The sequence below is a fragment of the Alcanivorax sp. genome (assembly GCF_017794965.1).
In the GTDB taxonomy this organism is placed as follows: Bacteria; Pseudomonadota; Gammaproteobacteria; order Pseudomonadales; family Alcanivoracaceae; genus Alcanivorax.
Window position 1 is genome coordinate 62,430 of the sequence record NZ_CP051240.1, and the last position, 12,238, is coordinate 74,667.

14 protein-coding genes are annotated in these 12,238 nt (G+C 58.9%); 8 read left to right on the forward strand and 6 right to left on the reverse strand.

From position 1 onward, the window contains the following. Window positions 1–11 precede the first annotated feature (11 nt). The gene (locus HF945_RS00295) at window positions 12–902 is read right to left on the reverse strand and encodes a haloalkane dehalogenase (RefSeq protein WP_290523803.1); all 891 of its coding nucleotides are present in this window, start codon (window positions 900–902) and stop codon (window positions 12–14) included. A 190-nt stretch (window positions 903–1,092) separates the two neighbouring features. Here HF945_RS00295 and HF945_RS00300 point away from each other — a divergent pair, with 190 nt between their 5' ends. Continuing rightward, entirely contained in the window at window positions 1,093–1,998 is a 906-nt protein-coding gene (locus HF945_RS00300) for a recombination-associated protein RdgC (RefSeq protein ID WP_290523804.1), read from the forward strand. 110 nt (window positions 1,999–2,108) lie between these two features. On the opposite strand, the gene HF945_RS00305 is transcribed toward HF945_RS00300, so the two are convergent. Then, window positions 2,109–2,678: an ATP-dependent zinc protease gene (locus HF945_RS00305; protein WP_290523805.1), complete on the reverse strand. Its 570-nt coding sequence runs from the start codon at window positions 2,676–2,678 to the stop codon at window positions 2,109–2,111. 146 nt (window positions 2,679–2,824) lie between these two features. Between HF945_RS00305 and HF945_RS00310 the strand changes: the two genes are divergently transcribed. The 6 genes from HF945_RS00310 (at window position 2,825) to HF945_RS00335 (ending at window position 7,589) form a co-directional block, all read left to right on the forward strand. Then, complete coding sequence (locus tag HF945_RS00310) at window positions 2,825–3,517, forward strand: alpha/beta fold hydrolase (RefSeq protein ID WP_290523806.1); 693 nt, start codon at window positions 2,825–2,827, stop codon at window positions 3,515–3,517. A 1-nt stretch (window position 3,518) separates the two neighbouring features. Beyond that, window positions 3,519–3,734, forward strand: a complete 216-nt coding sequence (locus tag HF945_RS00315) for a DUF1653 domain-containing protein (RefSeq protein WP_290523807.1) — start codon at window positions 3,519–3,521, stop codon at window positions 3,732–3,734. A 197-nt stretch (window positions 3,735–3,931) separates the two neighbouring features. Beyond that, entirely contained in the window at window positions 3,932–5,293 is a 1,362-nt protein-coding gene (locus HF945_RS00320; protein ID WP_290523808.1) for a DEAD/DEAH box helicase, read from the forward strand. A 289-nt stretch (window positions 5,294–5,582) separates the two neighbouring features. Further along, a complete protein-coding gene (locus HF945_RS00325; RefSeq protein WP_290523809.1) occupies window positions 5,583–6,248 on the forward strand; it encodes a paraquat-inducible protein A in 666 nt (221 codons plus the stop codon). Beyond that, the gene (locus HF945_RS00330; protein ID WP_290523810.1) at window positions 6,238–6,741 is read left to right on the forward strand and encodes a paraquat-inducible protein A; all 504 of its coding nucleotides are present in this window, start codon (window positions 6,238–6,240) and stop codon (window positions 6,739–6,741) included. The genes HF945_RS00325 and HF945_RS00330 overlap by 11 nt, the downstream gene beginning before the upstream one ends. Before the next feature lie 2 nt (window positions 6,742–6,743). After that, complete coding sequence (locus HF945_RS00335) at window positions 6,744–7,589, forward strand: MlaD family protein (RefSeq protein WP_290523811.1); 846 nt, start codon at window positions 6,744–6,746, stop codon at window positions 7,587–7,589. Window positions 7,590–7,760: 171 nt separating this feature from the next. Here HF945_RS00335 and HF945_RS00340 read toward each other — a convergent pair whose 3' ends face one another. The 3 genes from HF945_RS00340 to HF945_RS00350 form a co-directional block, all read right to left on the reverse strand. After that, window positions 7,761–8,516, reverse strand: a complete 756-nt coding sequence (locus HF945_RS00340) for an SDR family oxidoreductase (protein WP_290523847.1) — start codon at window positions 8,514–8,516, stop codon at window positions 7,761–7,763. Window positions 8,517–8,717: 201 nt separating this feature from the next. Next, entirely contained in the window at window positions 8,718–9,395 is a 678-nt protein-coding gene (locus HF945_RS00345; RefSeq protein ID WP_290523848.1) for a histidine phosphatase family protein, read from the reverse strand. Next, entirely contained in the window at window positions 9,395–10,225 is an 831-nt protein-coding gene (locus HF945_RS00350) for an SDR family oxidoreductase (RefSeq protein WP_290523849.1), read from the reverse strand. The genes HF945_RS00345 and HF945_RS00350 overlap by 1 nt, the downstream gene beginning before the upstream one ends. A gap of 146 nt (window positions 10,226–10,371) precedes the next feature. Here HF945_RS00350 and HF945_RS00355 point away from each other — a divergent pair, with 146 nt between their 5' ends. After that, the gene (locus HF945_RS00355) at window positions 10,372–11,283 is read left to right on the forward strand and encodes a LysR family transcriptional regulator (protein WP_290523850.1); all 912 of its coding nucleotides are present in this window, start codon (window positions 10,372–10,374) and stop codon (window positions 11,281–11,283) included. Between the two features lie 419 nt (window positions 11,284–11,702). On the opposite strand, the gene HF945_RS00360 is transcribed toward HF945_RS00355, so the two are convergent. Continuing rightward, window positions 11,703–12,182, reverse strand: a complete 480-nt coding sequence (locus HF945_RS00360) for a helix-turn-helix domain-containing protein (RefSeq protein ID WP_290523851.1) — start codon at window positions 12,180–12,182, stop codon at window positions 11,703–11,705. Window positions 12,183–12,238 lie beyond the last annotated feature (56 nt).

The following is a 12,238-nucleotide window of genomic DNA, read 5'->3' on the forward strand; positions in this document are numbered from 1 at the left end:
GGCGGAGCGGACTACGCCAGAGCGGCCAGTAGATCATTGATGGCGCGGGCGAATGCCACCGGGGAATCTTCCTGAAGGAAATGGCCACCCACCAGCGTCTGGTGGGGCTGTCCCTTGGCCCCGGGGATGCGTTCCTGCATGAATGTGTCTCCCCCGCGGGTGATAGGGTCGCCGTTGCTGAAAGTGGTGAGAAAGGGCTTGTCCCATTGCTCAAGGACTTTCCAGGCGGCGCGGTTGGCGTCGCTGGCCGGGTCCTCCGGGGTCACCGGTACCAGCTTGGGGAACGCCCGTGCCCCGGCCTTGTACTTGCGGTTGGGAAAGGGTGCATCGTAAGCGCGCCGTTCATCCGGACCCAGCTTGCGAAAGGTGCCACTGTCGATGATCCGGGCAATGGGGAAGAGCGGGCTGTAGATGGCGAAATTCTTCCACAACTGAAAGGCCGCCGGCACTTTCTGGTCACCGGTGGGCAGCATGCCGTTGCCCACGACGATGGCGCGGAACCGTTCCGGGTTCTCGGCAGCCAGACGCAGTCCAAGCAGGGAACCCCAGTCCTGACACACCAGCGTGATGTTCTCCAGCTCAAGCTGGTCCAGCAGCGATAACAACCAGTCCATGTGGGTCTGGTAGCTGTAGGCTGCCATGTCGGTGGGTTTGTCGGATTTGCCGAAACCAATCAGGTCAGGGGCAATTACCCGGTGCCCGGCGGCTGCACAGATGGGAATCATGTGCCGGTACAGGTAAGACCAGGAGGGTTCGCCATGGAGCATGAGGATGGGGTGGGCGTCGCGGGGGCCTTCGTCCACATAATGCATGCGCAGGCCGTCCACGTCGGCATAGTGGGGATCGAAGGGGTAATCCAGTAAACGCTCAAACCGGGAATCCGGGGTACGCAAAAAATCCATGGGGCCTCCTGATGCTGATGAGTGTCTATTGATGCCACAGATAGGGATGTCATGACAGGCCAAATGGGCGGCGATTTGCTGAGCAGTTGACGGCGTGGTGCTTGAGGCAGGCTGGGCATTTCGCTACTGTGGCCAGCCCTCCCGTTTTCCGGCAGCGCTGTTTTCCGCTCCGGCTTTTGGATACGAGACTATGTGGATCAAGAACCTGATTGTGTATCTGGGCGATGAGCCCTTTTCCTTTTCCGTGGCCGAGCTGGATGAGATCCTGGCCAGCAATCGCTGTCAGCCCTGCGGCAGCCAGACCCTGCGCACCGAAGGGTTTGTGCCGCCCCTGAAGGGACAGGATCCCATGGCCTATGCAGTGGACGGTTTCATCTACTGTACCTATCAGGAAACCACTCGCCTGTTGCCGGGGCCGGTGATCAAGGAAATGCTCGACGAGAAGGTGGAAGCCATTCAGGACGAGGAAGGTCGCAAGGTGGGCCGCAAGGAAAAGGCCGAGTTGAAGGAGCAGATCACCTTCGAACTGATGCCCCGTGCTTTTACCCGTTCCCGCCGGACCAACCTGCTGATCGATATCGAGTGCAAGCGGGTGCTGGTGGATGCGTCTTCCGCTACCCGTGCTGAAGAAGTGGTGGCGTGCCTGCGCAAGGCCATCGGCACCCTGCCGGTGGCGTATCCGGCTCCCAACTCGGCCCCTTACACCAGCTTCAGTAACTGGCTGCGTGACACCAAGCTATTGCCGGAAGGCTTTACCCTGGGGGATCGCTGTGAGCTGAAAGGCACCAAGGACGAAGGCGCGGCAGTGAAATTCACCGCCGTGGATCTGGGCCAGGAAGAAATTCTCGCCCACCTGGAAACCGGCATGGTGGTGACCCGTATCAACCTGGCCTGGCAGGACAATCTGGAGCTGGATGTGAATGACAAGCTGGAGATCAAGCGCATCAAGGCGCTGGATCTGCTACAGGAAAATATCGACAGCCTGGATGCGGAGGACGCCGTGGCTGAACTGGAAGCACGCATCAGTCTGCAGGGTAATGTACTGCGTGAGGCGCTGGACGGGATGTTGGGGTACTTCGAGGTGAATCCGGCGTAACGGCAGGTACAAGCTTCAAGCTGCAACGCGGCATCGAGGTTTGATTGGGCTGCATTGACGAGGCCGCGTCCGGAATCCGGGCGCGGCCTCGGTCGTTATTCAGAGGCTTCCTAGTCGTGGATGTCCTCGTCGTCGTCCTCTTCCTTGTGCTGCTTCACCGTTGATTCTTCGGTGCACGTGGGGTTGTGGAGGAAGGTTTCGGTCACATCCAGATACCCCAGATGAGACAGGGTGCGGCGGCCCAGCAATACCGGATAGTTCATGTCGGAGCGGTCGTTGAGGGTGAACTGCTCTTCATAGAGGGTGTCGCCCATGCATAGCTGCATCAGCACCACCGGGCGTCGCTCCTCGCCACCGGCACCACGAATCAGTACCCGACGGAAGCGGGGTTTTTCGAAGGTCTTCGCGACCATTTTACCGCTGTCCAGGTCTTTCACGTTCACGGTGAAGCGCACCCACTTCTCACCGTCGCGCTCAAAGGTTTGCACATCGATGGCGTGTAGTGAGGAGGTCAGGGCCCCGCTATCCAGCTTGGCTTTGAGCTTTACGCCCCAGGGCAGCAGTGTGGTGTGTTCCACCCAGCCGTAAACATTCTTGGGCTCCACGGCCTTGCGCGCCATGGCCTGGCTGGTGCCGCACAGCAGGAGCAGGGAAGTCAGGGCAATCAGGGTTTTCTGCATGAGGTCCTCTTTACTGGCTTGTTGCTGGTGTCTGTGACCGCGCTCAGGCCGGTGTGTTCGGTTGGGCCAATCGTCAATCGTGGTATTTAACGGTTTTTTGCACAGGGTACCATTCCTGCTGATCTGGACGAACGTGGAGCAGCACCATGACCGAAAAACTGTCGCCACCGGCCTTGCGCCTGTTGCTGGGCGAAAGCCGCGCCCTGCTGGCCTATGGCCGTTATCTGGTGAAGGGGCTGGAGCACCGCCAGCTGCCTGCCGGTAATGGCGAGCCCGTGCTGGTGCTGCCTGGCTTTGGCGCCAGTGATGTGAGTACCCGCCCCCTGCGTCGTAGCCTTAGCCGCCTGGGTTACAGCAGTTATGGCTGGGCCCAGGGCACCAATACCGGCATGAATAACAAGCGACGCGGGTTGCTGGCGTCTCAGCTGCAGGCGATTCAGGCCCGCCATGGCCAGCCGGTGGCGTTGGTGGGGTGGAGTCTGGGTGGGGTGTTTGCCCGGGAGTTGGCGCGGGCCTTTCCCGAACATGTGAGCCGGGTGTTTACCCTGGGCAGCCCGATCAATCATGATCCGGATGCCAACAATGTGAGTGCCCTGTTCCGGTGGCTCAATCCGCAGCACAACCCGGACCTGGATGCTTTCCGTGAGCGCATCGCGGCGCCCCCGGTGCCCTGTACCGCCATTTATACCCGTGACGATGGCATTGTGAGTTGGCAGTGCTGTCTGGAAAATGAAGGGCCGCTAACCGATAACGTGGAAGTGGCGGGCACCCATGTGGGGCTGCCCTGGAACCCCCAGGTGCTGGCGGCCATCGCCGAGCGTCTGGCAAGAGGAGCATGAAGTGAGCGAGATCAAACCCGGCCGTTACCGTCATTACAAGGGGAACGATTATCAGGTGATTGGCACTGCCACTCATTCGGAAACCGAAGAAACCCTGGTGGTCTATTTCCCGCTCTACGGCGATCGGGCGCTGTGGGTCAGGCCGCTGAGCATGTTCATCGAGACGGTGGAGAAGGAGGGGGAAGTCATTCCGCGGTTTGCGTGGGTGGGGGAGTGAGTTCAAAGTTGAAAGTTCAAAGTTAAAAAGGCGCGAGACGGGTTTTGCCGTTCTGGACCTCTGTGCCCGCGCCATTACCGGAGATCGCGGGCACGGTATGGCAAAACCTGCTGCCCCGAACCGCGTTTCAACTTTAAACTTTGAACTTTCAACTCCGGCAGCTGCTACAATGCCCCCTCAACACCGGAGCCGAACCCATGTCCACCTTTGCCGAACTCAATCTCCACGAGCGCCTGGTGCGCGCCCTGTCCGAAATGGACATCACCGAGCCCACACCGGTGCAGGCGTCGGCCATTCCCGAGGCACTGGCGGGGCATGACCTGCGGGTAATTGCCCGCACCGGTAGCGGCAAGACAGCGGCCTTCCTGCTGCCCTTGCTGAATGGCCTGTTGCAGCACTCGCGCCCTCGCACCGACACCCGTGCCCTGATATTGCTGCCCACCCGCGAGCTGGCCCAGCAGACACTCAAGCAGGTTGAGGCCCTGGCCCGCTATACGTTCGTGAAAGCGGAGCTGGTCACCGGCGGTGAGGACTTCAAGGTGCAGGCGGCGAAGATGCGTAAGAATCCGGAGATCCTGATTGGCACGCCGGGGCGGCTTATCGAGCACCTGGAAGCGGGCAACCTGCTGCTGGGCGATCTGGAAGTGCTGGTGCTGGATGAATCCGACCGCATGCTGGATATGGGTTTCAGTGATGATGTGTTGCGGCTGGCGGCAGAGTGCCGCACCGAACGACAGACCCTGCTGTTCTCTGCCACCCGCGGCGGCAACGCCATGGATCGCGTGGTCGAAAATGTATTGCGTGAACCGAAGTTCCTGTTGCTGGACACGGTGCGCGATCTGAATGAATCGATCCTGCAACAGGTGATCACCGCCGACGATGTGGCCCACAAGGAACGTCTGGTGCAGTGGCTGCTGGCCCACGAAACTTATGACAAGGCGGTGATCTTTACCAATACCCGGGAACAGGCGGATCGCCTGGGCGGCGTACTGCGAGCCACCAGCCACAAGGTCTTTGTGCTGCACGGGGAGAAAGACCAGAAAGACCGCAAGCTGGCCATGGACCGGCTCAAGGATGGCGGTGTGCGGGTGCTGGTGGCCACCGATGTGGCGGCCCGTGGCATTCATGTGGAAGGGCTGGACCTGGTGATCAACTTCGACATGCCTCGCAGCGGTGATGAATATGTGCATCGTATTGGCCGCACCGGCCGGGTGGGCGGTGAAGGCACTGCGATCTCCCTGATTGCGGCCCACGAATGGAACCTGATGGCGAGCATTCAGCGCTACCTGCGTCAGCAATTCGATTTCCGCGTCATCGAGCCCTTGAAAGGCAAGTTTCTGGGGCCAAAGAAGCTCAAGTCCAATGGCAAGGCTGCGGGCAGCAAGAAGAAAAAGCTGAAGAAAAAGACGGATGCCAAGAAAGGTGGCAAGAAGCCGTTGAAGAAAAAGGCCCCCGCCAAAAAGCCCGCTGCTCGACGTAGTCAAAAGCCTGCGGCTCCGGATACCCAGGGCGGTTTCGCCACCGTAAAAAAACGCAAGAACCCTGGTCCGATTGATTAAAGCTGTTAACAGTGAATAGTGAACAGCGGCACGACAGGGCGCTGTTGTTTAAAGGCATCAGGCCACGTCCAGAATTGAGTCGAAGCCTGATGTGTTTACGGCTGCAGAACAGGGGGCGTGTTTCATCCAGTGCCATCGCTGATTCCGGCCTCCTTCAGCCAACATGTTGGCGCTCCTGCAAAGTCATCCTTTCCCCATTTATAAAACTCCGTAAAACCCCTGCTGGTTTTCACAGACGTGCAAATCAGGCAATGTCATCCTTGATATCTGTTCAATACAGGAGCTGCCTTTGCCATCGGACAGGGAGGTTTCCCTCAGCCGGCGCCCCTTGCGCCAGCCGGACGTGCTGCACTGTCCGGATTGCCATACCCGTCTGGCCCTGCCTTCAGGCAAGGGGCGAGGCAGCTGGCGTTGTCCCCGCTGTGATTGTCAGCTCAGTGGCGCCTGGCGTCTGAAACCGGATTCCCTGCTGGCCCTGTCGTTGGCAACCGCCTTTCTGTGGGTGCCCGCCCTTACCCTGCCGTTGTTACGCCTGGAGAACCTGGGGCTGGATAACAGCGCCAGCCTGCTGGACTGTATTGTGGCCCTCATGCATGGCGTCTATCTGCCCGCAGGCTTGCTGCTGTTGTTTACCCTGTTGATCATGCCGCTGGCGAATCTGGTAGCAGTGACCCGCCTGTTATGGGCGGCTCGACAACAACAGCCAGTGGCATCGCCACGCTGGATGCAGATCTACCGGCAGAGCCGGGAATGGGCCATGACCGATATTTTTCTGCTTGGCATCCTGATTTCCATGACCAAGCTTGGCGATCTGGCCTCGATCACGCCGGGTGCCGGTATCGTTTGTCTGGGCATGGCGGTGGTGTTGCGCCTGATTGTGGAAACCCTGGCCCAGCCGGATCAGCTACAACGGCAGATAGCCCTGCACAATGACGAGGGTGCCCATGGTGAATGAATCCCGCACTCTCTGCTGGGCGCTGCTGATCGCCGCGCTGGTCTGGCTGGTACCTGCCAACCTGTTGCCGATCATGACGGTGACCCAGGGCGGGCGCAGCAAGACCAGCACCATTGCCGATGGCATCTGGCAGTTGTTCGAAGCAGGGATGCCCGGCATCGCCATCATTGTCATGGTGGCCAGTTTGCTGGTGCCCTTGTTCAAGGTGTTGGTGCTGGCGGTTGTCTACTGGCGGGCACCGCATGAAACCGACCCGTTGCTGAGCACGCGGGCCTACCGGCTGGTGTACTGGATTGGTCGCTGGTCCATGCTCGATGTGTTTGTTGTGGCGCTGCTGGCAGCGCTGGTGGAATTTGGCAATCTGGCCAGTGTGAAGCCTGAGCCCGGTATTCTGGCGTTTGCTCTGGCGGTGGTGTTGACCATGTTGTCTGCCCACGCGTTCTCGCCTGGGCAGCTCTGGATGAAGACCATCCCCGATCAACGTGGAGTCTGAGAATGGAAACACCTGAAGTGAAAAAATCACACTGGCCCTCGCCGATCTGGCTGGTGCCGCTACTCAGTCTGATCGTGGCGAGCTGGTTGCTCTACGATCAGTTGCTGCAACGGGATGTGCAGATCGAGATCAGCTTTCAGAGCGGGGCAGGCATCAAGCCAGGTGTGGAGCTGCGTTACCGTGGTGTCCCGGTGGGCAGTGTTGACGATATTGTGCTCAGCGAAGATCTGAAGACCGTGAATGTGCATGCCAGCCTGAATCGGGATGCTGAAAAGCTGGCCAGTGAAAACAGCAAATTCTGGATTGTGGAGCCGGAGCTTGGCATTGCCGGTGCCCGCAATCTGGATACCCTGGTGTCGGGAAAATATATTGCCGTGGAACCCGGTGACGGTGAACAGAAAAAGGAATTTGTCGGTCTGGAAACGCCGCCGGATCAACAACCGGATCTGGGGTTGAAGATCACCCTGGTGGCGAACCAATTGGGCTCCCTGAAAAAAGGCCGGCATATTTATTATCGGGATATGGAAGTGGGCACCATTGGTGACAGCAGGCTCAGTGAGGGCAGTCGCTATGTGGAGATTCAGGCCATTATCAAACCCGAGTACAGCAAGCTGGTACGTACCAATAGCGTGTTCTGGAACAGTTCCGGTTTGACTGTGGATGTGGGGCTGTTCAAGGGGGCAGAGGTTCAGTCCAGTTCCCTGGAGAATCTCCTGCGCGGCGGTATCAGCTTCGCTACCCCACCCGAACCCGGCCCGCTGGCAGAAGAAGGGCGTCGCTTCCCGCTGAACCGTCAGGCGGAAGATGAATGGCGAGAGTGGTCGCCGATCATGAAATGGAAAGATTGAAAGGCAGTTAACAGTGAACAGTGAATAGTGAACATTTCGCGAGCAATGCCCTTCTGTGTTTAATGCAAGAGGCCGCGCCCAAAGCTTGGGCGCGGCCTCTTGCATTGAAATTACAACAGCGCCCTGTCGCGCCGCTGTTCACTATTCACTGTTCACTGTTAACTGCTTCTTTCACCCCATAAGTTTGTCCACAATCTTCAGCGGGAAGTTGCGCATGGCGAAGCCCATGGGGCGCCAGGGCCAGGCGGGCACGGCGGCGTGCATCACTTCTTTCTCGATGTTTTTCACCAGCTCCTTGCAGCCGGTTTCGGTATCCACGATAAAAGGCGTGTTCTTCAGCTTTTCGTTGATCTCGGAGCGGATAAAGCCCGGGAACAGGGTGGTGACCTTGATAGGTGTGTTTGCCAGTTCCATCTGCAAGCCCTCAGCCAACATGGCAATGCCCGCCTTGGTGGCTGCGTAGGTGGTGAGGTTACGCTTCATGCCGCGCATGGCACTCATGGATGAAATGACCACAAGATGCCCCTCATTCTGGGCGCGGAAAATTTCCATGGCCGCTTCCATCTGCGCCAGCGCCGCCACGAAATTCACTTCGGCAGTCTGCCGGTTGGCATAGAAGTAGCCGGTGCCGATGGGCTGACCCTTGCCCATGCCCGCGTTCACCAGTACCCGGTCAATGCTGCCCAGTTCCGTGCGGAAGGCATCGAAGACCGCAAACACCTGATCGTAATCCGCCACATCCAGCGGTTTGATCAGCACGCGGATGTCCGGGTGCTTTTCTTCCAGTTCGGCTTTGAGCGCTTCCAGCCGATCCATACGCCGCGCGCACAACGCCAGGTTACGCCCCTTGGCCGCAAAGATGCGCGCCATGCCTTCGCCAAGGCCGGAGCTGGCGCCAGTAATCAGGATATTCTTGCGGACGGGCATGGTTATTTCTCCAAAGGTTTTTCGTGAGCACGGGGCGGAACTGATGAGTTGAAAGTTTAAAGTTAAAACGCGGATCAGGTCCGTTGGTTTTGTGAGGCCATGCCCGCGTCCTCTGGTAACGGCGCGGGCACTGAGTCCCAAAACATGAACCGCTTGGCGCGCGCCTTTTCAACTTTGAACTTTAAACTTTCAACTCGCCTTTTATCTATACGTCACCTGCTCCGTTGGCAGATGCAGATGTTCGTTGACTGACACTAACCGTAATGTCCCGGCATTCACAACCAGCCGTGTCACGCTGGCGTTGATCAGGGTGCGGTTCCAGGTGAGCAGGGCGTCGTCGTTCAGTCCCATGAGATGCTGAATGATCACGCTGATGGCGCCGCCGGAGGTAAAGACCAGGGCGCTGTCGCCCTTGTTAAGGCTGTTGCCCAGGCTGTAGACGCTGGCCAGTACCCGTTCGCGGAATTGTGACCAGCTTTCACTGTAGCGATCCTCTCCCCGTTGCCAGCGCCGTACGGCCTGTTCGAATCGGCTCTGAAAGACCTTGCGGGGGTGCTCCTGCTGCATCAGCCACTCGGTCACCGCGGCATGATCTTCTGCCAGCGGCCAGTCCAGCGCCAGAATCTCTTTGTGATTGTATTCGTTGAAGCCGGTATCGGTGCGCCACTGGGCAGGCAGGCCCAGTTCAGTGAGGGTGGCTTCGGCGGTTTCCGTATGGCGTCGCATGGTGCCGCACACGGCTACCGGTACGCCCAGATCCTGGTTCTGCATGGCGCGGCCGAGCAGGCGACCTTGCTCCCAGCCATGGTCGGATAACTTGTCATAATCCGGTTTGCCGAAGCTGGCCTGGCCATGACGTATCAGGTAGATCACCGGCATCAGCTGGATTCCGCCTTCTTCAGCTGTCGCTCCATACGGCTGGCGCTGTCACGCATCACCCGTCGGAACAGGGCAGGCACAAAACGTTTGATAAACCAGGCGCGGCGGGCGCTCTTGTGGGGGATCAGCAGGAATTGCTGGCGGGCGACAGCCTGTTTGACCATGCCGGCAATCTGTTCAGCGGTCAGTTCATCGCTGGATAACAGCTTGTCCACCATCTCTACCATGCCGGGCTCGGGGGAGCGCACGGATTCGTGCAGATTGGTGCGGAAAAAGCCGGGGCACACCACGGTGCAGTGGATGTTGTGGATTGATAATTCGTTGCGCAGGGTTTCCGACAGGGAGATCACCCCGGACTTGGTCACGTTGTAGCTGGCCATCGCTGGCGCATTGACCAGCCCGGCCAAAGAGGCAACGTTGACGATATGACCATGACCCTGGCGTTTCATCATCGGCACGAATACCTTGCAGCCGCGCACCGGGCCTTTCACGTTGATATCGAAAATCCAGTCCCAGTCCGCCATGTCGCCCCGGTCGATGCGGGCGGCGGCGGCCACGCCGGCATTGTTGACCAGCACATCCAGCCCGCCCCAGTGTTGCTCCAGCCATTCCCGGGCCTGGTTGAAACTGGCGGGATCGCGCACATCCAGATACTGAAATTCCACCGTGCCGGGCAGGGCAGACAGCGCCTGCTCTGTCTCCCGGCCGCGCTCTTCGTTCACGTCGCCGATCAGCACCCGGGCGCCGTCTCTGGCCCAGGCCTCCGCCATGGCGCGCCCCAGCCCGGAGGCACCCCCGGTAATCAAGATACGTTGCGAACTCTGGCTCATGGTTTGTCCTGTGTTTATAGGGTTTCGGCCGCAGGCCGGGCGTCCAGCGTCAGGCATCCGGCGTCTTGCAGCTATCCATTGACCGATGCTAGTAAGCGGGTTTCAATAAATCCAATGAATTAACGACATGGAAATTGATAAATTTCATGCATGTTTCGCGCTTCGACCTGAATCTCTTCGTGGTGTTTGATGCCATCTACACCGAAGGATCCCTCACCCGTGCTGCCAAGGTACTGAACCTGACGCAGCCTGCCGTCAGTCATGCATTGGGGCGGCTTCGCGACCGGCTGGAGGACCCGCTGTTTGTCCGCCAGGGCAGCCGCATGGTCCCCACGGCCCGGGCCCGGGCCATGATCAGCCCGGTGCGGCACTCCCTGGGGGGCTTTCAGCGTTGCCTCACTGATGAGGGCGGCTTTGATGCCTCGGAAGCGGAGCGCACTTTTGTGCTGGGGCTGCGCGACGGTCTGGAGGGATGTCTGCTGCCCCCGCTGATGACGCAGCTGATGGAGGAGGCGCCGGGTATTCGTCTGCAATCGTTGACCATTCGCCGCCGGCAGATGGCCACGGAGCTGGCCAGCGGGCGTCTGGATCTGGCTTGCGATGTGATGCTGGCCATGCCGGAGACCATTGAGCATGTGCCGGTGCTGTCCGGGCCAATGGTGGTGATGATGCGCGAGGGGCATCCGCTGGCGGAGGGCATGGACCTGCCAGCCTACCTTGCTGCACAGCATGTGCTGGTGTCTTCCCGCCGTGAGGGGCCGGGCCTGGAAGATTTCGGCCTGGCGCGGCTGGGTTACCGGCGCCATATCCGCATGCGTTGCCAGCATTATCAGGCGGCCATCAGTACCGTCCAGCAAACCGATCTGCTGTTGTCCCTGCCGGCCACGCTGGCGGGACGTTTGTCCCGTGAAGGCATGACAGTCCGTCCGTTGCCTGCTGAACTCAGTGATCTGGAAATGCACCTGTACTGGCATCGAGACCAGAGCGGCGACCCGGCCCATGGCTGGTTGCGTGAGAAGGTGTTGGGGTTGCTGAAAGAACAGCAAGAAAGCAGTTAATAGTTAACAGTGAATAGTTAACAGCTAAACCCAAGAATCGTTCTGACGAAGCCGCTGTAGGAACGTAGCGTAGCGGAGTAACGCACGGAGTGCGGCCCGAAGGGTGAGCGAAGCGAATAACTTGCCTGCAAGCGATCCGAACATAAGCGAGGGAAAAGTCGTTTTGAATTACGAGAAACGAGTTTCGAAAGCGCGTCATCTTCGCTGAAATCAAAAGGTCACGCCAGAGAGTGACTGGGACTCGTGCCGTTAAAAACAAAGAAAAAATCGGATAAAAACTTGACAGGGTATGCCGGCCGGGCAGCCTTCACTGTTCACTGTTCACTGTTCACTGTTCACTGTTCACTGTTCACTGTTCACTGTTCACTGTTCACTGTTCACTGTTCACTGTTCACTGTTCACTGTTCACTGTTCACTGTTCACTGTTCACTGTTCACTAAAACCTTTCCTTCAAACCCCGGGTTTTCTTTCACCTGTACCTCGTTGGCGTTTACGGTATTGCCGCACTCGCCGCATTGCAGCTGGGCATCCAGGGTGTGCCCGCAGCGGGAGTGAATGCGATAGAGCGGGGCACCGTGCTCGCCGGCCAGGTATTTGTCTCCCCACTGGGCAAGGTGGACGATCACCGGGTACAGGTCTTTCCCTTTCTCTGTCAGGCGATATTCATGGCGCAGGGGGCGTTGCTGGTAGGCGACTTTCTCGACAATGCCGCCCTCTGTGAGCTTGCGCAGGCGGTCGCTCAGCACGTGGCGGGTGACTCCCAGGCGTTGCTGGAAATCATCGAATCGTCGAACACCAAGGAAACAGTCCCGCAAGACCAGCAATGTCCAGTTATCACCAATGATGGCCAGCGTGCGGGCCAGTGAGCAGGGCTGTTGGTCGATATCTTGCCAGCGCATGGGGGCTCCGAAATGTCTTGGTGTGATCATACCTGCTTGACGGGTTCCAAAAAAGA